24 protein-coding genes are annotated in these 23071 nt (G+C 70.0%); 16 read left to right on the top strand and 8 right to left on the bottom strand.

From position 1 onward, the window contains the following. Positions 1-21: 21 nt before the first annotated feature. From OHS18_RS29350 to OHS18_RS29315, 8 genes are all read left to right on the top strand, one after another. Positions 22-363 (top strand): hypothetical protein, encoded by a 342-nt coding sequence (locus OHS18_RS29350; protein WP_442874523.1) that lies wholly within the window; start codon positions 22-24, stop codon positions 361-363. Positions 364-388: 25 nt separating this feature from the next. After that, positions 389-955: a DUF3558 domain-containing protein gene (locus OHS18_RS29345; protein WP_328618598.1), complete on the top strand. Its 567-nt coding sequence runs from the start codon at positions 389-391 to the stop codon at positions 953-955. Between the two features lie 9 nt (positions 956-964). After that, positions 965-2584: a hypothetical protein gene (locus tag OHS18_RS29340; protein WP_328613086.1), complete on the top strand. Its 1620-nt coding sequence runs from the start codon at positions 965-967 to the stop codon at positions 2582-2584. Between the two features lie 2 nt (positions 2585-2586). Then, positions 2587-3345, top strand: a complete 759-nt coding sequence (locus OHS18_RS29335) for an ESX secretion-associated protein EspG (protein ID WP_328613085.1) — start codon at positions 2587-2589, stop codon at positions 3343-3345. 133 nt (positions 3346-3478) lie between these two features. Continuing rightward, positions 3479-3790: a hypothetical protein gene (locus OHS18_RS29330; RefSeq protein WP_328447206.1), complete on the top strand. Its 312-nt coding sequence runs from the start codon at positions 3479-3481 to the stop codon at positions 3788-3790. 20 nt (positions 3791-3810) lie between these two features. Continuing rightward, positions 3811-4947 (top strand): transglycosylase SLT domain-containing protein, encoded by a 1137-nt coding sequence (locus OHS18_RS29325; protein ID WP_442875283.1) that lies wholly within the window; start codon positions 3811-3813, stop codon positions 4945-4947. Between the two features lie 90 nt (positions 4948-5037). After that, a complete protein-coding gene (locus OHS18_RS29320) occupies positions 5038-6255 on the top strand; it encodes a pyridoxal phosphate-dependent aminotransferase (protein WP_328613083.1) in 1218 nt (405 codons plus the stop codon). Between the two features lie 101 nt (positions 6256-6356). Beyond that, positions 6357-6545, top strand: a complete 189-nt coding sequence (locus tag OHS18_RS29315; protein ID WP_247059237.1) for a hypothetical protein — start codon at positions 6357-6359, stop codon at positions 6543-6545. 28 nt (positions 6546-6573) lie between these two features. Here OHS18_RS29315 and OHS18_RS29310 read toward each other — a convergent pair whose 3' ends face one another. Together OHS18_RS29310 and OHS18_RS29305 are read right to left on the bottom strand one after the other, a co-directional pair. After that, positions 6574-7152, bottom strand: coding sequence for an HAD family hydrolase (locus tag OHS18_RS29310; RefSeq protein ID WP_328447212.1), 579 nt, complete (start codon positions 7150-7152; stop codon positions 6574-6576). After that, complete coding sequence (locus tag OHS18_RS29305) at positions 7149-8168, bottom strand: threonine aldolase family protein (protein ID WP_328613082.1); 1020 nt, start codon at positions 8166-8168, stop codon at positions 7149-7151. Before OHS18_RS29305 ends, OHS18_RS29310 begins: the two co-directional genes overlap by 4 nt. A gap of 135 nt (positions 8169-8303) precedes the next feature. Here OHS18_RS29305 and OHS18_RS29300 point away from each other — a divergent pair, with 135 nt between their 5' ends. Genes OHS18_RS29300 through OHS18_RS29290 form a run of 3 tightly spaced genes read left to right on the top strand, consistent with a single transcriptional unit; the run spans position 8304 to position 10141 of the window. Then, positions 8304-8813 carry a SigE family RNA polymerase sigma factor gene (locus OHS18_RS29300; protein WP_328447215.1) on the top strand — a complete coding sequence of 170 codons (510 nt, stop codon included), beginning with the start codon at positions 8304-8306 and terminating at the stop codon, positions 8811-8813. Beyond that, the gene (locus tag OHS18_RS29295; protein WP_328447217.1) at positions 8806-9510 is read left to right on the top strand and encodes a hypothetical protein; all 705 of its coding nucleotides are present in this window, start codon (positions 8806-8808) and stop codon (positions 9508-9510) included. The genes OHS18_RS29300 and OHS18_RS29295 overlap by 8 nt, the downstream gene beginning before the upstream one ends. 34 nt (positions 9511-9544) lie before the next feature. After that, the gene (locus OHS18_RS29290; protein WP_328447219.1) at positions 9545-10141 is read left to right on the top strand and encodes a TetR/AcrR family transcriptional regulator; all 597 of its coding nucleotides are present in this window, start codon (positions 9545-9547) and stop codon (positions 10139-10141) included. A 32-nt stretch (positions 10142-10173) separates the two neighbouring features. Here OHS18_RS29290 and OHS18_RS29285 read toward each other — a convergent pair whose 3' ends face one another. Continuing rightward, positions 10174-10875, bottom strand: a complete 702-nt coding sequence (locus tag OHS18_RS29285; protein ID WP_328447221.1) for a FadR/GntR family transcriptional regulator — start codon at positions 10873-10875, stop codon at positions 10174-10176. A gap of 160 nt (positions 10876-11035) precedes the next feature. Here OHS18_RS29285 and OHS18_RS29280 point away from each other — a divergent pair, with 160 nt between their 5' ends. The 4 genes from OHS18_RS29280 to OHS18_RS29265 are packed head-to-tail and all read left to right on the top strand — an operon-like array spanning position 11036 to position 16101. Then, on the top strand, positions 11036-12334 hold the full coding sequence (locus OHS18_RS29280; RefSeq protein ID WP_328613081.1) for an ABC transporter substrate-binding protein: 1299 nt from the start codon (positions 11036-11038) through the stop codon (positions 12332-12334). A 1-nt stretch (position 12335) separates the two neighbouring features. Further along, positions 12336-13256, top strand: a complete 921-nt coding sequence (locus OHS18_RS29275; RefSeq protein ID WP_328447225.1) for a carbohydrate ABC transporter permease — start codon at positions 12336-12338, stop codon at positions 13254-13256. Next, entirely contained in the window at positions 13253-14074 is an 822-nt protein-coding gene (locus OHS18_RS29270; protein ID WP_328447227.1) for a carbohydrate ABC transporter permease, read from the top strand. Before OHS18_RS29275 ends, OHS18_RS29270 begins: the two co-directional genes overlap by 4 nt. A 14-nt stretch (positions 14075-14088) precedes the next feature. After that, positions 14089-16101 (top strand): alpha-galactosidase, encoded by a 2013-nt coding sequence (locus tag OHS18_RS29265; RefSeq protein WP_328613080.1) that lies wholly within the window; start codon positions 14089-14091, stop codon positions 16099-16101. A 6-nt stretch (positions 16102-16107) separates the two neighbouring features. Here OHS18_RS29265 and OHS18_RS29260 read toward each other — a convergent pair whose 3' ends face one another. From OHS18_RS29260 to OHS18_RS29240, 5 genes are all read right to left on the bottom strand, one after another. Then, complete coding sequence (locus OHS18_RS29260; RefSeq protein ID WP_328613079.1) at positions 16108-16980, bottom strand: hypothetical protein; 873 nt, start codon at positions 16978-16980, stop codon at positions 16108-16110. Between the two features lie 56 nt (positions 16981-17036). Continuing rightward, positions 17037-18170, bottom strand: a complete 1134-nt coding sequence (locus OHS18_RS29255) for a hypothetical protein (protein WP_328613078.1) — start codon at positions 18168-18170, stop codon at positions 17037-17039. A gap of 195 nt (positions 18171-18365) precedes the next feature. Continuing rightward, on the bottom strand, positions 18366-19364 hold the full coding sequence (locus tag OHS18_RS29250) for a lactonase family protein (RefSeq protein WP_328613077.1): 999 nt from the start codon (positions 19362-19364) through the stop codon (positions 18366-18368). Then, positions 19357-19974, bottom strand: a complete 618-nt coding sequence (locus OHS18_RS29245; protein WP_328613076.1) for a bifunctional 4-hydroxy-2-oxoglutarate aldolase/2-dehydro-3-deoxy-phosphogluconate aldolase — start codon at positions 19972-19974, stop codon at positions 19357-19359. Before OHS18_RS29245 ends, OHS18_RS29250 begins: the two co-directional genes overlap by 8 nt. Then, positions 19971-20885: a sugar kinase gene (locus OHS18_RS29240; protein WP_328613075.1), complete on the bottom strand. Its 915-nt coding sequence runs from the start codon at positions 20883-20885 to the stop codon at positions 19971-19973. The genes OHS18_RS29245 and OHS18_RS29240 overlap by 4 nt, the downstream gene beginning before the upstream one ends. A gap of 124 nt (positions 20886-21009) precedes the next feature. Between OHS18_RS29240 and OHS18_RS29235 the strand changes: the two genes are divergently transcribed. Next, the gene (locus OHS18_RS29235; protein ID WP_328613074.1) at positions 21010-23058 is read left to right on the top strand and encodes a hypothetical protein; all 2049 of its coding nucleotides are present in this window, start codon (positions 21010-21012) and stop codon (positions 23056-23058) included. Positions 23059-23071 lie beyond the last annotated feature (13 nt).

Here is a 23071-nt window from a genome sequence, read left to right as displayed (position 1 = left end):
GACCTCAGCACGGCCGTCCCGGTGGCGCCGGCCGCCGCGGACGTCCTGGTCCACCCGGACAAGGTCCTCGCCGTCGCCCGGATCGTCGAAGAACAGGCCAACGCCCTCGAAGACCAGCTGCTCACGCGGCTCGGCGAGCTGCGGATCGACGCGCCGTCCGCCGACGTGATCAGCACCCAGTCGATGGCCGCCTGGAACTCCCTGATCGCCGACGGCGACCGCTCCTACGCGGGCCAGGTCCGCGAGTACGTCGCGGGTCTCAAGCGCCTGGTCTCGCAGCTGCGTGACGCCGCGAAGGACTACCAGGTCAGCGAAGACGAGAAGGCGGCGGTGTTCGGTGACCGCGGCAAGCACGGTGCGTAACCGGACCTTGCGGATCACCGGGGGCGTGCTCGCCACAGCGGCGCTCGCCGGCTGCTCGGCGGGCACCGAAGGCACCCCCTACCCGGTCGAGACGGCCGCGACCGCGGCGTCGCAGAGCGCCAAGGCGGCTCAGCTGCCGCAACGGCCCGCCGAACTGACCCTGCAGGGCGTGAACCTGTGCGACGTCTTCCCGCAGGTGCAGCTCGACGCGCTGAAGATCACCAGCACGCCCCGGGAAGCGCCGGAGCAGGACGGGCCGACCTGCGTGTTCGACGCGGACGGCGCCGAGCCGGTGCACTCCTACCACGTGCGGGCGGTGTCGTCCGACCTCGAGCAGTGGATCACCGGCGCCCGCAAGAAGAACAGCATGACCACCGAACCGAAGAACATCGGCGGTTATCCGGCGCTGACGAACTACCGCGCGGCCGGCGAACCGGCCGACTGCGAAACGCTCGTCGGCGTGGCGAGGGGCCGGACGCTGGCCGTCCAGACCTTCGCCATCACCCGCGGCCAGCTCACGCAGCCGCAGCTGTGCGACATGTCGGCGCACGCCGCCGACCTGGCGCTGCAGTCCTTGAAGTCACGCAACTAGGGAGGGCGCGTGGAATTCTCCGAGCTCGCGGCCGGGATCCAGGACCACCGGTTCGACGGCTGGACCAACACCGCGATCGCCGACCAGATCACGCGGATGATCACCGGCGACGGCACCGGCAGCATCGGCACCGCCGTCGACGCGCTGAAAGCCGTCGCGACGGCGCTCGCCCACACCGACCAGACGCTGCGCGCCCAGCTGCTCAAGCTCGGCGTCGAGTGGCAGAGCCAGGCCGGCGGCGCGGCGAGCCAGGTGCTCACCGAGCAGGCCGGGTTCTCCCAGGACGCCACCACGAAGGTCGCGCACGCCGCGGAGATGGTGTTCGAGCAGGGTGAGGCGTTCAACCGCACCAAGTACAAGCTCCCGGACGCCGAAACTGTCCGGAAGGGCGCGGGCGGCTACACCCTCGGCGACGGCCTGCTGCTGAGCCTGATCGGCTTCGAGACCGACCACGCCCGGCAGGTCGAGGCCGCGAACAACGCCAAGGCGCAGGCGACGCAGGCGCTGAACGAGTACGCGCAGGACAGCGGCACCAACCTGCTCTCGACGCAGTCGCTGGCCGACCCGGAGTCGCTGAAGCTGGCCGCGCCCGGCGTCACGCCCGGCGTGCTGGACGTCGCCGCCGCGTCCGTCGCGGTCACCCCGGACGGCAGCGTGCGGCCGGCGTCGGACAAGGTCCGGTCGGTGCACGTCGACCCGCCGGTGGTGCAGCCGGTGTCGCACACCGTCCACGCCGATCCGCCGACCCCGGTCTACGGCACCCCGGTCCAGCAGCAGCAGCAGCAGCCGTCCCGGCCCGTGGCGCCGCCGCCGCGGCACACCGGCGCGACCGCCCCGGTGAGCCAGGGCACGACGCCGAGTTCGGCGACGGCGCCCTCGAGCGCGAAGCCGCCGACGTCACCCGGCCCCGGCTGGGTCAACGCGCCGGGCCGCGGCACGTCCGGGGAGCCCGGCCGGCCGGGTGGATTCAACCCGGGCCTGCCCGGTGGCGGCGACCCGAACACCTTCGTCCCGCCGGGTGCCCCGGGTTCGGCCGGGTCCGGCCAGCTGCCCGGCGGTCCGGGCACCGGCTCGACGGCGACGTCGCCGATCAAGGCCCTCGGCGGCGGCGGTGCGTCCGGCGCCGGCGTGACCGGGCTCGAAGGTTCGGCCGGCGGCGCGAACCGCGGCGCGGACGGCCTCCTGGCGAAGGGCCGCACGGTCGGATCCGCCCCGCAGGCCCCGATCGCCCCGGGGCAGTTCACCGCCGAACGCGGGTTCGCGGCGAAGCCGGGCGCGACCCCGGGCGAGCTGGGCGCGGGCGCGGCGGCGGTCGGCGCGGGTGCCGCCGGTGGCGCGCTCGCCGGCGACAAGGACCGCCAGAAGCGCGGCCAGAGCCAGTCGAAGGGCCCGGTGCGGCCGCTGCCGGTCGGCGAGCTGCCCGAGGAAGAGGCGGCCGCGCTGCGGAAGTCGGAGCAGATCGGCACTAAACAGAAGGGCGAAGATCCGAAGTTCCTGTCGAAGGCCGCGCCGCAGGAGGAGGACGCCGAGCACGTCCGCCGCTTCGGCGTCGACGACCAGGACCTGTTCGCCGACCAGCGGATGGTCTCGCACGACGTGATCGGTGACCACGACGGGGACGGGCACTGACCGTGACACTGGTGCTGTCCGCGCTGGAGTTCGACGTGCTCTGGGAGTCGCTCGAACTGCCCCGCCGGCACGTCGTGCTGGACGTGCCGAGCGGGGGAACAACCCGCACGGAACGTCTCGAGCTGGTGGACGCGGCGTGGGCGTCGCTGGGCGAACGGCGCCTGGCCCGCAACCGCCGCGTGTCCGGCGAGATCGCCGACATGCTGCACCTGCTGGCGCGCCCGCAGTCCGGCATCGACGTGTGGGTCTGGGCGGAGCGCGAGATCCGCGGCCGCGCGGTCAGCGTCCGCGGCCAGGCGGTCCTGGCGGTGCTCGACAACGACGAGGTCTGGCTGATCCCGGCCACGGAGGACGGCCTGCCGGAGGCGGCGGTCTCGGTGACGGGCGACCTGGGCCCGGGCATCGGCCAGACGGTCAGCATCCCGTACGACACCCTGCGCGCGGCCGACGCGGCCGCGAAGGGCGACCCGAAGGCGCTGGTCACGGCGTTGGAAGACCAAGGCGTGGTGCTGTTCCAGGCCCAGGAGCTGTCGGGAATGCTGCTGGGCCAGGAAGCCCGCGGCCAGTTCGGCGCGGAACGCACGGGCCGCGACGGCATGGCCCACCGGGCACCCCGGGTACTGGCGTTCTTCGACACGGACGCGGGCCGCTACCTGTTCCAGGTGGCCAAGGACCGCGACGGCCGCGAGTGGGCGACCGTGACGCCGGCGGACAACGCCCTGCTGGCGACCCGGATCCGCGAGCTGATGGCGGAGGCCTGAGCCCCGCCGGGTGGAAGTTGGCGGAGATCGGTACGCACCGTGCGCGGGACGTCATAAAGTATGCGGGGAACCGTCCTGGTCGTGACGACGTCTGATCGGGCGGACACCAGTTTTCCGAAGGGGATGACGAACCGTGCCTGTCTACGACACCGACTCGATGGCCATCGCGGCCGGCCAGGTGGAGAAGCTGAAGGACGAGTTCGAGAAGTCCAAGCGGAAGGTCACCGGCTTGGACCACGAGAAGGAAAGCCCCTTCGGCGGCATGGACGACAAAGGCGACGCGCACGGCGCGGTCGGCAAGTTCAAGGACGGCGTGCACAGCCAGTTCGACGCCGCGGGCAAGCACATGGAGGCGCTGGGGTTCGCCATGCGCAAGGCCGCCGGCCTGATCGCCGAAACCGACCAGGTCGGGGCGAGCGACCTGAAGCTGCACGTCGACAAATGAGCTGAGCAGGGGGCACGAGAGTGGCATTGAACGGGGTCGGCGCCGGAACACCGGACAATTGGGACGCCTTCATGAAGAAGGTCGACCAGGTCGAAAAGGTCAATCTGCAGAAAATCACCGACGCCGCGACGCAGTTCCGCGACGCCGGGAAGAACGCGGGTGACCACAATGCCTCGCTGAAGACCTCCACCGAGGCGCTGGACGCGAAGGTGTGGGCCGGTCCGGCGGCGGACCAGTTCTTCACCTACGTCCGCCAGGTCCGCGACGCCGGCACGAAGGTGCAGACCCACCTCGAGGACGTCGCCAAGGACCTCGACGACCTGCAGCAGAACCTCGCACAGATCAAGAAGACCGTCCAGGACAAGCAGCTGGCCGCGGAAAAGGCCGTCAACGACCGCAACACCACGGCCGAGACAGCCATGAACAAGGCGCTGGCCGACGCCAAGACGGCGGTCGACAACGGCAAGCCGGCCCCGAGTCCCAGCGCGGCCGAAATCCTCGCCACGGCCAAGACCGACATCCACACCATCACCGCGGGCTACGACGGTGACGTGGCCGGGCTGCAGACCCAGGCCGACACGGCGATCAAGGCCTCGCAGAAGCTGATGTCCCAGCAGATCGAGGGCGGCTACGACCAGGTTCCGCTGCCGGCCAGCACCCCCGCGGCGCCCAAGAGCACCGGCGGCATCCACTCCAACGGCGCGTCCCACGGCGGCGGTGGGGGCGGAGGCGGCGGTGGTGGGGGTGGCGGCGGTGGTGGCCTCGGCCCCAGCGGCGGCCCGCCCGCTTCACCGCCCCCGGGGAACGTCCAGCAGTGGATCCAGGAGGCCATCAAGGCGCTCCAGGCCGCCGGCGTGCCGGTGACCGACGCCGACATCCCCAACATCTGGGCGATCATCCAGCACGAGTCCGGCGGGAACCCGAACGCGATCAACAACTGGGATTCGAACGCGGCCGCGGGGCACCCGTCCAAGGGGCTCATGCAGTGCATCGACTCGACGTTCAACGCGCACAAGCTGCCCGGGCACGACAACATCTACAACCCGGTCGACAACATCATCGCCGGCGTGAAGTACTCGGTCGACCGCTACGGCGGCCTCGGGAACGTGCCCGGCATCAAGGCCATGGCGCACGGCGGCGCCTACCAGGGCTACTGAGCCAAAAGCCGTGAAGGCCTCCTTACCGGCCATAAGAGCCGGGAAGGAGGCCTTCACGGCTTTTCGGTGACCGGGAGCTAGCCTGGCCGCATGGTCGACCTCGGAGCCTTCGCCGGGCCCGCGCTGCGGGCCGCCGTGCCGCCCTTCCACGTCATGGACGTCCTTTCCGCGGCCGGAGCACGGCAGCGCAGCCACGGCGATCTCGTGTCGCTCGCCGCCGGGCAGCCGTCCGCACCCGCGCCGAAACCCGTGCTCGATGCCGCGGAGAAGGCCCTCCGGAGCGGCACCCTCGGCTACACCGAGCAGCTCGGCGTCCCCGAGCTGCGGGACGCCGTCGCGGGGCACTACCAGCGGAAGTACGGCCTCGACGTCTCCGCGCGGGACGTCGTCATGACGACCGGGTCGTCCGGCGGGTTCCTGCTGGCCTTCCTCAGCGCGTTCGACCCCGGTGCCCGGGTCGCGATGGCGCGGCCCGGCTACCCGGCCTACCGGAACCTGCTGTCCGTGCTCGGCTGCGAGGTGGTCGAGTTCGCGACGACCGCCGAGACGAACTTCCAGCCCACCGTGGCCCTGCTCGACGAACTGGGTCCGATCGACGGCCTGATCGTCGCGAGCCCCAGCAACCCGACCGGCACCGTGCTGCCGCCCGGAGAGCTCGCCGCGATCACCGGCTGGTGCGCGTCGCACGGCGTCCAGCTGATCAGCGACGAGATCTACCACGGTGTCTCTTACGGTGCACCGCCCGAGGCACGCTTTCCCGCCGAGGGCGCATGGAAACAGCTTGACTGCGCATGGCAGTTCGGCCGTGAGCCGATGGTGCTCGGCAGTTTCTCGAAGTACTTCGCGATGACCGGCTGGCGGCTCGGCTGGATGCTCGTGCCGCAGCGCCTGCACCGCGCGGTCGACGTCCTGACCGGCAACTTCACCATCTGCCCGCCCGCGGTCTCGCAGTACGCGGCCATCGCCGCCTTCACGCCCGAGGCGTACGCCGAGGCCGACGCGCACGTCGAGCACTACCGCGCCAACCGCGACCGGCTCTTCGCCGGCCTGAAGGGCATCGGCCTCGACAAGCTCGCCCCCGCCGACGGCGCCTTCTACGCCTACGCCGACGTCAGTGCCCACACCGAAGACAGCCTCAGCTGGTGTCAGCGGCTGCTGGCCGACACCGGGCTCGCCATCACCCCCGGCATCGACTTCGACCCCGTCGACGGCGGCAAGTACGTGCGCTTCTCCTTCGCGGGAAGCGCCGGCGACATCGACGAGGGCGTCCGCCGGCTGGGGGCCTGGCTGGGCCAGGGGGAACCCTGATTCATCCCTGAACGTTGCTCTTCCGAGGGGAGTTTCCCCGGCCGAGGTGGCACGCTTGAGTCACCGGGCCGGAGGGGCCACGGGAAGACATCGGAGGAGCCATGTTCTGGAAGATCGTCGGCGGCCTGATCGTCGCCTGGGTGGCGTTCATGGTGCTGGGTGCCGTGATCGGCTTCGTGTTCAAGGCTGTTCTGTGGATCGCCATCATCGGCGGCGTGATCTTCCTCGGCACGGCCGCCTACGGCGCCATCAGCGGCAAGAAGGACCCCAAGCGCATCAACCGCTACTGAGCGGGACGCCGGAGCGGCGCCGGGCGGCTCAGTCGAGCCACGCCCGCGCCGCCTCGGCGCCGTTCCACAGCTGGGCCTTGAGCCCGACCGCCTTCGCGCCGTCCACATTGGACTGACGGTCGTCGAAGAACAGGCAGTCGCCCGGCTCGGCCCCGAGCTGCTCCAGCAGCAGCTCGAAGATCTTCGCGTCCGGTTTCACGCACCGGACGTCGCCCGAGAACAGCGTCACCTTGAACAACCGCGCCCAGTCCTGCGCGCGGACCCACTCGCCGAACACCGACGGCGCGTTCGAGAGCAGGGCCAGCGACGCGCCCGCCTCGGCCAGCGCTTCGAGCAGGTCCTTCGATGACGGCTCCAGGTGCGCCCAGCCTTCGACGTCGATCCTGGTCAGCTCGTCGGAAAGCGCCTCGTCGACGGGCCGGCCCACGGCGTCGCCGACCGCCTGCCAGTACTCCAGCGGCGTGCTGCCCGCGTCGTAGGGGATCCGCAGGTCCCAGTAGGCCTGCTCGAACGCCGGCAGCGGCGCGCCCAGCTTGGCGGCCAGCTCCGGCCGGGCCGCGCTCGGCTTGCTGAGCACGTCGCCGTAGTCGAAGACGATCCAGTTCACTGTTTCTCCATCCGGCGCAGGGTTTCGTCGATGTCGGCCGCGCTCAGGTCCCGGTGCGTGACGAACCGGACCTTGCCCGACATCGGGCCGGTGCGGATGCCGAGCGAGTCGAGCCAGGCCAGCGCCGCCGGGACGTCGGGCACCTCGGCCAGCACGATGTTCGTGTCCGGCGTGTTCGTCGGCCAGCCGTGTTCGTTCAGGCCTTCGGCCAGCCGCCGCGCGTTCTCGTGGGAGGCGGCCAGGTCGGGCACGCGGTCCAGGGCCACCAGGCAGGCCGCGGCCAGGACGCCGCCCTGCCGGACGCCGCCGCCGAGCATCTGCCGCATCCGGCGGGCCCGTTCGACGAAGTCCACGCTGCCCGCGACGACCGAGCCGACCGGCGCGCCGAGGCCCTTGCTGAAGCAGGCCGACACGCTGTCGACCCCGACCGTCAACGCCGCCGGCGGCACCTCCAAGGCCACCGCGGCCTGCCAGAGCCGGGCGCCGTCGAGGTGCACGGTCAGCCCGGCTTCCTTGGCGACGGACAGCAGCTGAGCGTGCTCGTCGGGCGGGGTCACCGCGCCGCCGGCCGCGTTGTGCGTGTTCTCGAGGCAGAGCAGAGATGTCCGTAATGTGAAGTACGGCCCGGGTTGTCCGATCGCCGCTTTGAGGGTGCCCGGCGAAGGGCGGCCCGGGCCGCCGTCGTGCTCCAGCGCCTCCGGCATGCCGCCGGCCAGCCACGCGGCCGAGCCCAGCTCGTTGGCGAGCACGTGCGCGCCGCGCGTCGCGAGGAACCGGTCGCCGCGCTGCAGGTGCAGGCTCAGCGCGACGAGGTTGGCCATCGTCCCGCTCGGCACCCACAGGGCGGCCGGCATGCCCAGGACGTGCGCGGCCCGCTCTTCGAGCTGGGCGACGGTCGGGTCGCGTTCGAGCACGTTGTCCCCGACCTCCGCGGAGGCCATCGCCGCCCGCATCGTGTCGTCCGGCCGGGTGACGGTGTCGGAACGGAAGTCCAGCGGCTGCGGCGTGAAGGTCACGGAGTGATCACATCACACCGGCCGGACGGGGATCAATGAGCCCTTGAGTGGTCGAACCCGGGCCGTCCGTGCAACCGTGGACGCCCCTGATTCCGTCCTACCCACCGACGACAACAGAGCGGAGCACGACAGCGCGTGGATCAGCGCGACGAACAGGAGTTCGCGGAGTACTTCGCCGCCCGGCGGGACGCCGTGCGCCGGACCGCGTACATGCTCTGCGGCGACTGGCACCGGGCGGACGACCTCGCGCAGACGGCGTTCGTCGCGCTGCACCGGAGGTGGAAGAAGATCAGGGATCGCGCGGCGACCGACGCGTACGTCCGCAAGACGCTCGTGCGGGCGACGATCGACGAATCGCGGCGTCCGTGGCGGCGCGAGTGGCAGACCGAGACGTTGCCGGAGCGGGTCGACGACGGCCCCGGGCTCGACGATCTCGTCGCGACCCGGGAAGACCTGCTCGCTGCGTTGGAGGAAGTGCCGCCCAAACAGCGGGCGGTGCTGGTCCTGCGGTTCTTCGAAGGACTGGACGTGACCGGCGCGGCGCAGGCCCTGGGCTGCAGCGAAGGCAACGTGAAGAGCCAGACCGCCCGCGGGCTGGCGAACCTGAAGCAGGTACTCGAACGGGAGGTGGAGACCAATGGATGAGCAGGAGCTGCGCTCGTTGTTCTCCGCCGCGCCCGGTGACGGGCCTTCGGCGGGGTTCACGCAGGAAGACGTCGTCCGCGAATCCCGCCGCCAGACCGTGCGGCGCCGGAACCGGATCACCGCCGGGGTGAGCGCCGCGGCCCTGGTCGTCGTCGGTTTCGGCGCATACGGACTGCTCTCCGGGGGTACCCCCGGGTCACTGACCGCGGCGAAGGACAACGCCGTGTCGGCGCAGTCGGGGCAACCCGGCGTCGGCCCGGCACGTCCTCAAGCCGGTGGGGAGTCACCGAACTTCACGTCGACGCCGCCCCAGCAGGGGGGCAGCGGAGACGGGAAGACCGGCCAGCTGGCCGAAGGCGCCTCCGGGTGCGAAGAGGTGGACGGGGAGCTCGCCATCGCCCTCGCTGGCGAGCTCCCCGGCCACTTCGCCGCTTCCCAGGCGTCCCCGGGCAGCGCCTGTACGACGGCGTCGCGGTCCGCGGGGTTCCCGGTTCCGGGCGGCGAGGTCGCCGCGGCGGTGTACCCGAAGGGCATTCCGGCGGCCTTCAAGTCCCAGCCGGCCGGCACGGTGACGGCGCGGGTGGCCACGGCGTCCGGCGGCACGTTGGTGCTGGTCAGCGTCCCGGACGCGGCGAACGCGGCCCCGTACGCGGGTGACGTCGACCGGTTCGCGAGCGAACTCGCGCCCCGCTTCTGAGCGGCCGGCGGGCCGCTTGGCAGAATGAGCGGCCATGACCGCTGCGGCAACTCCCAAGGGGGAACGACGGCGTGCCGCGCTCGTCGAGGCCGCCGCGAAGCTGCTCGTCGAGGGCGGGTTCGACGCCGTGCGGCACCGTGCGGTGGCCGAGCGGGCGGGGCTGCCGCTCGCGTCCACGACGTACTACTTCGACTCGCTGGAAGACCTGGTCGCGGCGGCCGTCGAGCACCACGGCAACGCCGAGCTCGACACCGGCCGCCGCCGGCTGGAGGAGCTCGCGACCCGCAACCGCGGCGTCCAGGCGATGGTGGAGCTGGTGCTCGACCTGCTGCTCGGCCCGGAGAGCGGCGACGAGGCGGCGGACGCCGAAGCCGTGCTCCTGCGCTACGAGCGCCTGGTCGCCACCGGCCGCCGGCCGTACCTGCGGCCGCTGATGCGGACGCTGTCGGTGCAGCTCAACGAGCTGCTGACGGAGATCTTCGCCCGTTCGGGCACGCCGGTGAGCGAGACCGAGCTGGAGAAGCTCGTGGCGCTGGTCGACGGCGCGGTCGTCAACGCCCTGATCGCCGTCGACCCGGCTCCCCGCGCCGCGGCGGCCCGCATGCTCCAGGCAGCGCTCGACGGCTCGTGAGTGGTTAGGGCGGTTCTAACCGCCCTAACCACTCACGACCGGGTGCGCTGAGCTTTCGCCAGGTCGTCGCGGGACTTGGTGACCAGCGCCAGCATCGCCTGCTCGGCCGCCGCCGGGTCCTGAGCGATGATCGCGTCCAGCACCTTGCGGTGCGACGGCACCGGGTCCTCCGCCGCCGACGCGCCGTGCACCACCTTGTCGCGCTCGGCGAGGCCGATCGCGATGATCCGCTCCATCCGCATCAGGAAGTTGTTGTGGGTCGCGGTCATCAGCCGCCGGTGGAAAGCCAGGTCGGCCTGGACGCTGGCCTCCGGACCGTCCGCCGCGGCCATGTCGTCGAGGGCCTCCCGCAGCGACTCGACGTCCTCATCGGACGCTCGCTCGGCCGCGATCCGCGCCGCGGCCGGTTCGACGACCGCGCGGACCTCCGTCAGCTCGTCGAGCAGGCCCGGGTCGTCGGCGGCCGCGGTCTGCCAGCGCATGACGTCGGCGTCGAGCATGTTCCACTTTTCGCGCGGCTGGACGAACGTGCCGCGCTTCTGGCGCGCGTCGATCATCCCCTTCGCGGCCAGCACTTTCAGGGCCTCGCGCAGCGCGGTGAGGCTGATGTCGAGCTCTTCGCGCAGCGCCGGCAGGTCGAGGACGGTGCCCTCGCCCCACTCGTTCGAGAGGATCCGGCTGGCCAGCGCCTCCACGGTTTGGCCGTGCAGCCCGCGTGGCCGGTGTTCGGTCAATGGAGGAGCCCTCTCAGCTGGCGGCGATCTAGCTGGCTGCATCCTACGCCGCCTGCGAAGTCGTCATAAATTATGAATACATCTTGACGGCGACGGCGCCCGGTTGCACTCTTTGGCAGCAGTTACGCCCGTGCGGACATCGAGACAAAGGGGTCAAGAGATGACGAGTGCCGGCCTGTCCCGCCGTCGTTTCCTGCGCAACGCGAGCTTGGCCGGCCTGGGCGCGATCGGCTCGAGCAGTTTCCTCGCCGCCTGCGCCACTTCCGCGTCCAACGGCCCGGTCAAGCAGGCCGCCGGCGCGGTCACCGTCCAGTCGAACCTCTCTTCGCCCGAGGCGAAGAAGGCGATCGAGGCGCTGGCGAACGCGTTCGGCGCGAAGGGCGGCACGAAGGCGACGGTCAACACCGTCGCGTCGGAGACCTTCCGCACCCAGCTGCCCAGCTACCTCACCGCGGCCAACCCGCCGGACACCTTCACGTGGTACCCGGGTTCGCTGCTGTCGGGCTACGCGCGCAAGGGCCTGCTGCTCGACGTCGGCGACGTCTGGCAGACCATGGGCAACTACAGCGCGGCCTTCCGGTCGCTGTCCGGCGACGGAGCCGGGCACCAGGTCTTCGTCCCGACGTCGTACTACTGGTGGGGCTTCTTCTACCGCAAGTCGAACTTCGCCAAGTGGGGCGTGCAGCCGCCGACGAACTGGAGCGAGTTCCTCGCCCTGTGCGAAACGTTGAAGGGCAAGGGCATCGCCCCGATCGGCATGGGCGCCGGCGGCACCACGCCGTGGACCGCGTCGGCCTGGTTCGACTACCTGAACATCCGGATCAACGGCGCGCCGTTCCACCGCGAGCTGCTGGCCGGCAAGCAGCGCTTCGACGACCCGCGCGTCAAGAAGATCTTCGACCCGTGGCGCCAGGCGCTGCCCTACACCGACCCGAACGGCACCGCGATCGCGTTCCAGGACGCGACGACCGTGCTGCTGCAGGGCCGCACCGGGATGATCCTGACCGGCACGTTCTTCGCCGACGCCGCCCCGAAGGACGCCCTGGACGACCTCGACTTCTTCCAGTTCCCGATCCTCGACCCGGCCGTCCCGGTCGCCGAAGAGGGCCCGACCGACGGCTTCTTCGCCAGCGCGCGCACCCCGCACGTCGCCGAGGTCAAGGAGTGGTTCTCCTACGCCGCGACGGCCGAGGCGCAGGAGCTCTACATCAAGAACTCCTCCGGCACGGTCCTGCCGACCAACCCGGACGCCAAGGACAACGGCACGCCGCTCGTCCGAAAAGGACGGAAGCTGCTCACCGACGCCAAGGAGATCACGCAGTTCTTCAACCGCGACTCCTCCGACGCGCTGCAGCCGACCGCCGACGCGGCCCTGATCCGGTTCATCCAGAAGCCGAACGAGCTCGACTCGATCCTGGCCGACTGGCAGACCGCCGCGCAGAAGGTCTGGCAGTCCTGACATGGCGGTGCTGACCGCGAAACGGCCCGAGACGGCGTTCCCGGCCGCGAAACGCCGGCGCCGCCGGGTCTCGCCCGTGTTGCTGGCGTTTGTCCTGGTTCCCCTCGTCGTCGAGGGGTTCTGGGTGTTCTGGCCCGCGCTGCAGGGGTTCTACCTGGCGCTGACGAACTGGGACGGCGTCTCCGCGCCCGAGTTCGTCGGCCTGGGGAACTTCGCCGAGATGTTCTCCGACGACATCTTCGGCACGGCGGCGCTGGACACGGTGATCTGGATCGTGCTCTTCGGCGGCCTCTCGGCCGTCGGCGGGCTCGCGTTGGCCACGCTCCTGCAGAAGGAGCGTCGCGGCGTCGGGTTCTACCGCGCCGCGCTGTTCACGCCGGTGGTGTTCTCGCTGGTCGCGACGTCGCTGATCTGGCAGGTGATCTACCAGCCGGACGGCGTCTTCAACAAGGTGCTCGGCGCGATCGGGCTCGGCGGCTGGCAGCACGCGTGGCTCGCCGACCCGGATACCGCGCTGTACGCGGTGCTCGTGCCGGCGCTGTGGCGGCAGCTCGGTTACGTCATGGTCCTGTACCTGGCCGGGCTCAAGGGGATCGACCCGGTGCTGTACGAAGCGGCCGAATTGGACGGTGCCACGGCGTGGCAGCGGTTCCGCAACGTCACGTGGCCGCAGCTGCGCACCGTCAACTCCGTGGTCCTGTCGGTGATCATCATCGACTCGCTGCGCTCGTTCGACGTCGTGTGGTCGATGACCAAGGGCGGGCCGTACCATTCGTCCGAGCTGCTCAGCACGTACATGTACGCGACGGCGTTCCAGTCGCTGCGGCTCGGCTACGCGTCCGCGCTGGCCGTCGTCATCTTCGTGCTGGCGTTCGGCGTGATCGTGACGTATCTCGTGCGCGCATTCCGGGAGGACTCGTGAGGAGCTCGCGGACCTTCGGGTTCCACCTGCTCGCCGGCGGGCTGTCGGTGCTGTGGCTGCTGCCGATCGCGCTGGTGCTGACGACGAGCGTCCGGACGTTCTCCGACATCGCGTCGAACGGCCTCGGCGCGCTGCCCGCATCGTTCTCGCTCGACGGCTTCGGCCAGGCGTGGGGCGAGGGCGGCGGCGGGCACGCGATGCTCAACAGCCTGATCGTCACGATCCCGACCGTGCTGCTGTCGCTGCTGCTCAGCGCGGCGGCGGCGTTCGCGCTCAGCCGGTACCGGATCCCGTTCCGCCGCACGATCATCCTGGTGATGCTGTCCGGAAACCTGCTGCCGCCGCAGATCCTGCTGGTCCCGGTGGCGAAACTGGCGGAGCTGCTGGGGATCTACGACACGCTGACCGCGCTGATCATCGTGCAGGTCGGGTTCGGCCTCGGCTTCTACACGTTCGTGCTGCAGGGGTTCATGCGGTCCATTCCGGACGAGATCCAGCAGGCGGCGCTGATCGACGGCGCCGGCGTCGTGCAGATCTTCGCGCGGATCATCCTGCCGATGACCCGCCCGGCGCTGGCCGCGCTCGGCGCGCTGGCGTTCACCTGGACGTTCAACGACCTGCTGTGGTCGATCACTGTGCTGCGCACCGGCACGGTGATGCCGGTGACGCCGGCGCTGCTCGGCCTGCAGGGGCAGTACGTGTCGAACTGGAACGTGATCGCGGCGGGCTCGGTCATCGCGGCCGTGCCGACCGTCGCGGTGTTCCTGCGGTTCCAGAAGCACTTCATCTCAGGGCTCGCGATCGGAGCGATCAAGTGACGTGGACCGTGGCCATGAAGTCCACTTCGTACACCGTGGCGCTGGATCCTTCTTCCCGATGGGCCGAACTCGTCGCCTGGGGGCCGTCCGGGATCGAGGACGGGCCGTCGGTGTTCGCGAACGCGGGCGACTTCCACTTCATCACCGGCGCGGACGCGGCCCCGGTCGAGTACGCGCCGCTGGGCCTGCGCCCGTTCTCCGGCGCGGACGTCTCCGTGCGGGGCGGTTCGTGGTGGCGGTTCGACGGCTCCTCTTCGGATGCCGACCTGCGTCTGTCCTTTGTGGACGAACTGACCGGGCTGCGCGCGGTGCTCTGCTACCGGCCGGTGCCCGAGACCGACGTCCTGACCCGCTGGGTCGAGTTCTCGAACGGCGGTTCGTCGACGCTGGAGTTCGACCGGCTGGGCTCGGCGGGCGTGTGCGTCCCGACGGTCGGCGGCGCCCAGCTGACGTATCTGACCGGCCAGTGGTCACAGGAGTTCACGCGGCGGTCGGTGTCGCTGCCCGCCGGCGGTTTCCGGATGGAGAGCCGGTTCGGCGTGCCTGGCCACGCGTACGTGCCGTGGCTGGCCGTGCAGGACGCTGCCGGCGGCCCCGCATTCGGCGTTTCCCTGGAGTGGCCGGGATCGTGGGAGATCTCCGCCGAGGTAGAACCGTCCGGGCTGACGCGCGTCCGGGCCGGGCGGCTGCCGTCACCGGGCCCGGTGCTTTTGGAACCCGGCGCTTCTCTGTCCACACCGGCGGTCGCCTTGGCGTCCAGTGTGGACGGCCTGTCGGGGTTGGCTTCGGTCTGGCACGACTACGACCGCGTACTGGCCGGCTCGCGGTGGCGGCGCCCGCGTCCGGTGCTCTACAACTCATGGGAGGCCACGGGTTTCGACGTCCGGAGTGCGCATCAGCTGGAGCTGGCGAAATGCGCGGCCGACATCGGCGTCGAGCTGTTCGTGGTGGACGACGGCTGGTTCACCGGCCGCGACGACGACACCGGCGGCCTGGGCGACTGGACCCCGGCGGAGGCGTCGTTCGGCACGTTCGTGGAGTCGGTGCGCGAGCTGGGCCTGGAGTTCGGCCTGTGGGTGGAGCCGGAGGCGGTCAGCCCGAAGTCGCAGCTCTACGCGTCGCATCCGGACTGGGTGTACCGCATCGACGGGCGTCCCTTGACGTTGATCCGGAACCAGCTCCTGCTGGACCTGGGCCTCCCCGCGGTGGTCGCGTTCGTCAAGTCCACTCTGGACACGCTGTTGTCGACGTACCCGATCTCGTACCTGAAGTGGGACATGAACCGCCCGCCGACGGAACGCGGCCGCCCTGGGTCCCCCTTCGCGGACCTCGACGCGGAGCACGTCGCGGGCTACCTCTCGGTCTTGGACCACCTGCGCACGGCGCACCCCCACGTGACGATCGAGGCCTGCGCGGGCGGCGGCGGCCGCACGGACCTGGCGACGGTGGCCCACACGGACGTCGTCTGGCCGAGCGACAACACAGGCCCCCTGGATCGCCTGGCCATCCAGGACGGCTTCCTGCTGATGCACGCGCCGCACCTGATGAGTTCCTGGGTGACGGACTCCCCGGGCGTCTTCGACCCGCGGCCCCGGTCGCTCCGGTTCCGTTTCGTGACGGCGATGGCCGGAGTGCTGGGCATCGGCGCGGACCTGTCGCAGTGGTCTTCCGCGCAACAAGCAGAAGCGGCTTCGCTGGTATCCCTCTACAAATCGATCCGTTCGGTGATCCACCACGGCGCCGCTCGCGTGCTGGCCGGCCCATCCGAACCGACGGCGGCGACCCAATACACGTCCGAGGACGGCGACACGGTGGTCGTCCTGGCCTGGAGCACCGGCCCCCTGACCGGTGCGCCGCTGGTCCCGGGCCGCTCGTCGCGGGTACGCCTTTCGGTGCGTCCGGACTCGTCCTATGTGGACTCGGCGGGGAACCGCTATTCGGGAGCACACCTGAAGCACGCGGGGCTGCCGTTCGACTGGACGGCAGACCACGACGCCGACGTGGTGATTCTCCGTCGAGGGGAGTGAAGGCCTTCACAGCTTTATGGTGCGACGGATCTGGTTGACATAGGCAGGCATTACTCTGCGGATGGCAGCCACGTCGGCGTCGCCTGCGAGCGCGGCGATGGCCATCCGGACACCTGGTGTGTCAGAGCCACCGAACTGTTGTTGCAGGTACCGCAGACCGTTCGTGGCAACTTCGCCGACCCGGTTGTTGCTAAGTGCTGATTCGAACCCCTCAGCTATTTCGCGGGGGCTGATTTTGAGCATGATACGGTAGACGTCTGCCGCGTCTTTATCGCTGAGCCTGTCCGGCTTGGTCGCTTGCTGTTCGAGCCGGTCGTTGATCTTGTACGCCTTGGCCACGAGCAATGCTGTTGGGCCGGCCACGTTGACGGTGATCGCGCGTGAGTCCTGGCTCTCCAGTGCGATGATGGTCAACGGTGATCGATCGACTGCGGCAACTTCCAGACCCGGTACTTTCTTGGCGGTCTTCGGGTCGTGCGGTGGAATGCGGGCGCTACGTTTACCTTGCTTGGGCGCCAGTGTCTCGCCGACCAGCAGGTCGAGTTCGACAGGGACTGGCTCGTACGAACCGGCTACCACCTCGAGGCGACACCACAGGCCGGGCTGGTTCACGTCCATGAGTTCGAAGCCTGCGTCGCGAAGAGCCTGTTCGATCAGTGGTTCGTTCACCAGAAGCAGGGGATCGAGGCTGAGGTCGCCATCGGAAGTGAACGCGGATGTCGCCAGCGGTACATCAGGCGTACGCAGGTACACCGCTTGTGCTCCCACCACGGTGACGGCCGGCAGTTGGGTCGCGAGAGCGGTCAGGCCGTCCAGGAGTACCCGGCGTGCCACGACAGTGAGCTGTTGGTCATCGACGTTTCCCGGCTTCTGTGACATCTCTTCCCGCCTCGATTGAAGGGGAGACAGTAACGTGTCGCACGAGTTCGCGTGAATCACCGATTCAGGCGAACTCGCCAGCTTTCGTCCTCGCTAAGCACCTTCAGGATTGTCTCGCCTTCGGCGGGCATCCGGCCGGTGCCTGTGAGGCTGTCCAGCACGAGCTGGCTATACCCGACCTGCGTTACGCCGTCGACGACGCGGTAGCGGTCGAACACGGCGGTGTCCGGGGCTCGGAGCAAGAGCACGTCGGGGTGTTCGTCCACGCGGATCAGCCCGAGCTGTTCCTGCCATTCGTCGATAACGTGCGGCAGATGGTCGACGTACAGCATCAGCTGGCCGCCGACCGTGTGTGGGGCGATCGTTCGTGCCGCATATGAACCCGTTACCGCGATGTTCGGGCTCCCTGACAACAGGGATGGGACGTTCCGCAGCCTGTCGAGTACGGCTTTCGCTCCGCTGGGAGCGACCATCTGCTCGTGATTTCCGGGACGTAGCAAGGTGTACGCGTCGGCCCTGGCTCGGAGGAGTTCGGGCCAGCGGACCTCGACGATGTCACGCCCTTCCCGTTGGATCAGCAACTGGTCTTCCAGCTGACCGAGCAACCGCGACACCCATGGCGCACTCACGTTCGCCTGGGTGACGATCTCGCTCGCGCGGTAAGGGGGCAGGTAGTCGGCGAGGAAGCGGACGATGCGACCGGCGCGTGGGCCGGCGAGTGTCACGCTCCGGGTGGAAGTTTCCCGGCTCGGTGCTCGCGAGGCACCTTGGGTGTGGATCCGGATCGCCGGGTAGGTAACCGCCAAGGACACGTTCCCGGTCAGATCCAGGTAAGCGATGTCGTGCTTGCGCAGTACCTCCTGCGTGCGGGGGCTGAGCCACGGTGAGATGACGAGCAATGCGACCCTCGACTGCGCTTGCCGCAGCACGGTGATCATGGGGACTGTCCTGTTCAGGACCTCTCGCGGGCTCAGCGGCTTGCTGCGCACCTCGACCAGCAGTTCGGTGTAGGGGCTGCTGTCAGGTGGCGTGACCTGGACTCTGGCGTCGAAAATGGCAGACGGCAGCGCTGACCTTTCATCAGTGAGCTGCGCCACCTTCCAGCCGTGTCCCAGCAGCTGCTCTAGCGCGGCCAGCCCGGCTGCGAGTACCTCTTTAGTGCTCTGGGCTGCAGGTTCGTCGTCGACCACGTGTCAAGCATGCCACATGATCAAGGAGCGTGCGAGGCAAAGTTGCCTCAAAATGCGATTTGCCTCTATGGGGCAAGGTGCGATCAGAGGCAAAGTTAGTTCGAAGCGCTCCTTTGCCTGGTGCAGGCAAAAGTGGTTGGTACGCAAGTTTGCCGCCGAACTGCAGCTCGCGACATCTAGGAAACCTTCACGGCTTCAGGGAAGCGAAACCGGCAGCACGAACGTCGGTGACCCCGTCGGGTATCGGTGCAGCTCCGCGTCCCCGGAGGCCGTCAGCGTGAACGCCGTGATCGCGTCGTCGCTCTGGGCCGCGACGTAACACGTGCCGTCCACCAGGGCGAAGTGCCGCGGGTTCGCGCCGCAGGGCTGGTCGGCGACCGCCAAGGCGTCGTCGAGGGCGAACTCCGTCACGCAGTCCGGGCCGCGGTTCGACACGTACATCCGCGAGCCGGCCAGCTCCAGGTGGGCCACCAGGTTGGGCGTCACCGTAGACAGGGTCGATGCGGCGACCGACACCACCGAGAAAGCGCCCGGCGAAGTCTCGCGGACCGTCACCACCGTCCCGGCCAGCTCGCCCACCACGTACGCCAGGTCGGTGCCCGGCCGACGGACCAGCTGACGTGGGCCCGTGCCAGGTGGGAGAGCGGACACGGCGAGTGGTGACAGCGAGCCCTCAGAAGACAGCGTGTAGCTACGGATCTCGTCCGTGCCGAGGTCGACCGCGCTCACGATGCCGTCGCCGGGAACCGCCATGTGGACGTGCGCTGCCTCCTGGCGGTCGGCGGAAGGGCCGCTTCCGGTGTGCTGCACCAAGGCCGTCCGGGCGACCAAAGCGCCCGACGGAGACAGCGAGAAGATCGCCAGGCTGCCGCCGGTGTAGTTGGCGCACAACAGGAACCGGCCGTCCGGGGTCACCGCCAGGTGGCACGGGTGCGCGCCACCCGTCTCCAAAGTGCCCAGCACCGACAGCTCGCCGGAAGCCGCCACAGCCAACGCGGTCACCGAGCCGTCAGCCGTCTCGTTTGCCGCGTAGATCACCGGCAGCGACGGGTGCCGGACAAGCCACGACGGTGACTCCAACGGCAGCGAAGCGACCTCGGTCAGGTCGCCGGACGACGATCGCGAGAACGTCGTGATCCCGGTGCCGTTCCCCGCGTCGCCGGTGTAGCACCCTACGAAGACCAGCTCAGCCATGCGTGCTCCTCAGCAACGTCTCGACGCGGGCGGAGATCTCCTCGGTGGTGCCGCGGGTCAGCGCCGAGCCGACCCCGCACGCCACCGCGCCCGCCGCCAGCCAGCGTGGCACGTCGTCCGGGCCGATGCCGCCGGTGGGTACCAGCGGCGCCTGCGGCAGCGCCGCCCGCACGTCCGAGATCCACGACGGCGCCAGCGCGGACGCCGGGAACACCTTCACCGCGTCGGCGCCTTCCTCCAGTGCCCGCACGATTTCCGTCACCGAGCCCGCGCCCGGGAACGCCGCGACGCCGTACCGGTGCGCGGTCCGGATCACCGCCGCGTCCACCGACGGTGACACCAGGAACCGCGCGCCCGCGCGGATCGCCAGCACCGCCGACGCCTCGTCGAGCACCGTGCCGGCGCCGATCGTCGCGTCCGGGTACGCCGCCGAGAGTCCCGAGATCGCGTCCAGCGCGCCGGGGTTCGTCAGGGGCAGCTCGACCGAGCGCAACCCGGCCTCCAGAACAGCGCGTGCGGCTTCCACCGCGGACTCCGCGTCGTGCGTCCGTACGATCCCGACGACGCCTTGGCGCAGCGCATTCGCCGTGATCTCCCAGCGGTAGGTCATCGGTCCACCTCCGTGCCGATCAGTGCCTTGGTGAGTTCGCCCTGGTCGGGCAGGCCTTCGAGGTCGGTCCGCGTGCCGACGACCAGCGCCGCGCAGGCCGCGCCCGCGCGCAACGCTTCGGCCGGCGAAGCGCCCCGAAGCCACGCCGACAGGTAACCCGACGTCAGCGCGTCACCCGCACCGACCGGGTCGACGACTCGCGTGACCAGGCTTTCCTGCTTCCACGAGCCCTCCGCCGTGACGGCTCGCGCGATCTTGTCCCGCTGCTTGACGACCACCGTCTGCGCCCGGCCCGCGAGCAGCGCGTCGGGCGTCTGCCCGAGCAGTTCGAGCTCGTCCTCACCGGCGAAGACGAGGTCCGCTCTGGTCAGCAGCGGTCCGACGGTCTCGCGCCAGCGCTCCGGGCTGCCGAGCTTCAGCCGGACGTTCGGGTCGAAGGACACCCAGGCGCCCGAAGCGCGCGCGAGCGCGAAGAGCGCTTCGACGGCTTCGTGTGCTCCCTCGGACAGCATCGCCGTGATGCCGGAGACGTGTACGAGCCGAGCGCCATCAAGACCCGCGGAGCGCACGTACGCAGCTGACAGGCGCGAAGCAGCGGAGCCGCTTCGGTGGTACTCGACCGTTTCGGTGTCCCGGATCAAGAAGCCCGTGGAGCGCTGAGGATCAACCTCGACCTGCGAGACCTCGACGCCGTCCGCGCGCAGTGTCGCGAGCACGTGGGCGCCGGACGGGTCGTCGCCGACGCGGCTCAGCCAGCGGACGCTGTGGCCGAGCCGGGCCAGGCCGACCGCGACGTTCGTCTCGGCGCCGGCGACGGAAGAGGTGAAGGTGCGCGCGCGCCGCAGCGCGACGCCAGGCTCGGCGAGCAGCAGCCGCATCGCCTCGCCGAGAGTGACGACTTCGGTGTTCATCGAGGATGAGCATAGCGCGTGAAATCTTAATTTAGGATTTATTCTTGACGGAGGCTGAGACACCCCGGCATGCTGCTCGACGGCTAGCTCGACGCTGTTTCACTGGAGAAGGGTGTCCAGCAACATGCTCTTGAAGAGATCCCTAGCGGTCGTAGCAGCGGCAACCGCCGCGCTCACCGCCATCGTGATCCCGGCCGAGGCGACACCGGCCGTAGACCAAGGCGCTCCCGACTACTACGACAGCGGGGTCGCCAAGACCCCGTACATGGGCTGGAACACCTACTACGGCCTGGGCGCGCCCAGTGAGGCGTCGGTCGAGTCCGTCGCGGACTTCCTCGCCTCCAGCGGCCTGCGCGACGCCGGTTACCGCTACGTCTGGATCGACGGCGGCTGGACCGCGCCCGACCCGCGTGACGCGCACGGCAACCTCCTCGCGGACCCGGCCAAGTTCCCGAGTGGACTGTCCACTTTGGTCGGCTACCTGCACGCCCGTGGTCTCAAGGCCGGCATCTACACCGACGCGGGCGCGTCGGACGGCAAGAACTGCGCGGCCGGCTCCGGCGGTCACTACGAGCAGGACGCCAAGCGGTTCGCGAACTGGAAGTTCGACGCCGTCAAGGTCGACTTCCTCTGCGGCATCGCCCAGAACCTCAAGCCCGCCGACGCGTTCTCGCAGTTCAGCAAGGCCCTCGCCAAGGCGGGCCGGCCGATGGTGCTCAACGTCTGCAACCCGGTCACCGACGAGTGGGGCACCCCGCACGGACCGGACCAGGTCGCCGGCATCGCCTACAGCTACGGCCCGCTCGTCGCCGATTCCTGGCGCACCAGCACGGACATCGCGTTCGGCACGCCGTACGAGGGGATCTGGACGGACGTCCTGCGCAACATGGACGCCAACGCCGCGCACCCCGAGGCGAACGGGCCGGGCCACTACAACGACCCCGACTACCTGATCCCGATGCGCAAGACCGAGCAGGGCACCTACGAGCTGAACGAGGAGGAGTCGACCACCCAGTTCGTCATGTGGGCGGAGATGGCTTCCCCGCTGATCCTCGGCTCGGACCCGCGCACGCTGCCCGCGTCGATGATCAGCACGCTGAAGAACCCCGAAATCGTGGGCGTCAACCAGGACCGCCTCGGCACGCAGGGCGTCCGCGTCGCGAACAACGGCAGCACCGACACCTACAGCAAGGTCCTCTCGCGAGACGGCGACCGCGCGGTGGTGCTGCTCAACCGCGGTGAGACGCCGACGCAGATGACGCTGGACTTCGCCGACGCCGGGCTCAAGGGCCGGGTGTCCATTCGGGACCTCCGCGCCCGCGCCGACCGCGGCAGCGCGACCGGCTCGTACGCGGTCACCGTCCCCGCGCACGGCACGGCGTTCCTCCGCTTGCACGGCACCGACCTCGTCCCGGGTGACGACCTCGGCGGCGACGCGTCGGCCAGCCCGGCGATCGTCCGCACCGGCGGCAAGACGGTGACGTTCTTCCGGGACCGGAACGGCTCCCTGCAGGTCAAGGGCCTGGACGGCCCGCGTCAGGTCGGGGGCAAGTTCCTCGGCCAGCCCGCCGCCGTCGCCTCGGACGGGAAGATCGACGTCTACGTCCGCGGCCTCGACAACGCCGCCTACCAGCGCACTTACGCGAAGGGCCGCTGGAGCGACTGGAAGCGGCTCGGCGGCACGCTCACCGACTCGCCGTCCGTCACCGCCGACGGGACGGTCTTCGTCCGGGGCGCCGACGGCCAGGTCTGGCAGCGGACCAGCGCCGGTCAGTGGTCCGGTCTCGGCGCGCCCGGCGGCAAGCCGATCTACGGCCGTCCCGGCGCGGCGACGTCCACCAGCGGCACGGTTGTCGCGGTCCGCACCGCCGACGACAGCGTCTGGACGCGCACCAAGACCGGCGGCACGTGGTCGGACTGGACGGGCATCGGCGGCACGGTCAGCAGCAGCCCGACACTCGTCGCGGTCGGCGCGAAGGTCGCACTCACCGCGTCCGCGAGCGACTACTCGCTGTGGGCCAACGAGTGGTCCGGCACCTGGGCGGGCTGGTTCAACCGGCCGGAGTACCCGAGCGGGAGCATCGTGGGAACCCTCGGCGCGGCATCCGACGGCGCGTCGCTGTGGTTCGCCGCCCGCGGGCCGGACGACCATGTCCATGTAGCGAAGTTCTAGGAACGGGAGAGGC

Origin of the sequence: Amycolatopsis sp. NBC_00355, assembly GCF_036104975.1 — a bacterium.
Classification (GTDB): Bacteria; Actinomycetota; Actinomycetes; order Mycobacteriales; family Pseudonocardiaceae; genus Amycolatopsis.
This window is presented reverse-complemented; position numbering and strand designations above follow the sequence as displayed.

Bases quoted from the DNA above. Each gene is read 5' to 3' on its own strand.
- OHS18_RS29320 (WP_328613083.1), top strand. From the start codon at position 5,038: ATGGTCGACCTCGGAGCCTTCGCCGGGCCCGCGCTGCGGGCCGCCGTG.
- OHS18_RS29315 (WP_247059237.1), top strand. From the start codon at position 6,357: ATGTTCTGGAAGATCGTCGGCGGCCTGATCGTCGCCTGGGTGGCGTTC.
- OHS18_RS29295 (WP_328447217.1), top strand. From the start codon at position 8,806: ATGGATGAGCAGGAGCTGCGCTCGTTGTTCTCCGCCGCGCCCGGTGAC.
- OHS18_RS29290 (WP_328447219.1), top strand. From the start codon at position 9,545: ATGACCGCTGCGGCAACTCCCAAGGGGGAACGACGGCGTGCCGCGCTC.
- OHS18_RS29280 (WP_328613081.1), top strand. From the start codon at position 11,036: ATGACGAGTGCCGGCCTGTCCCGCCGTCGTTTCCTGCGCAACGCGAGC.
- OHS18_RS29275 (WP_328447225.1), top strand. From the start codon at position 12,336: ATGGCGGTGCTGACCGCGAAACGGCCCGAGACGGCGTTCCCGGCCGCG.
- OHS18_RS29265 (WP_328613080.1), top strand. From the start codon at position 14,089: ATGAAGTCCACTTCGTACACCGTGGCGCTGGATCCTTCTTCCCGATGG.
- OHS18_RS29260 (WP_328613079.1), bottom strand. From the start codon at position 16,980: ATGTCACAGAAGCCGGGAAACGTCGATGACCAACAGCTCACTGTCGTG.
- OHS18_RS29250 (WP_328613077.1), bottom strand. From the start codon at position 19,364: ATGGCTGAGCTGGTCTTCGTAGGGTGCTACACCGGCGACGCGGGGAAC.
- OHS18_RS29245 (WP_328613076.1), bottom strand. From the start codon at position 19,974: ATGACCTACCGCTGGGAGATCACGGCGAATGCGCTGCGCCAAGGCGTC.
- OHS18_RS29240 (WP_328613075.1), bottom strand. From the start codon at position 20,885: ATGAACACCGAAGTCGTCACTCTCGGCGAGGCGATGCGGCTGCTGCTC.
- OHS18_RS29235 (WP_328613074.1), top strand. From the start codon at position 21,010: ATGCTCTTGAAGAGATCCCTAGCGGTCGTAGCAGCGGCAACCGCCGCG.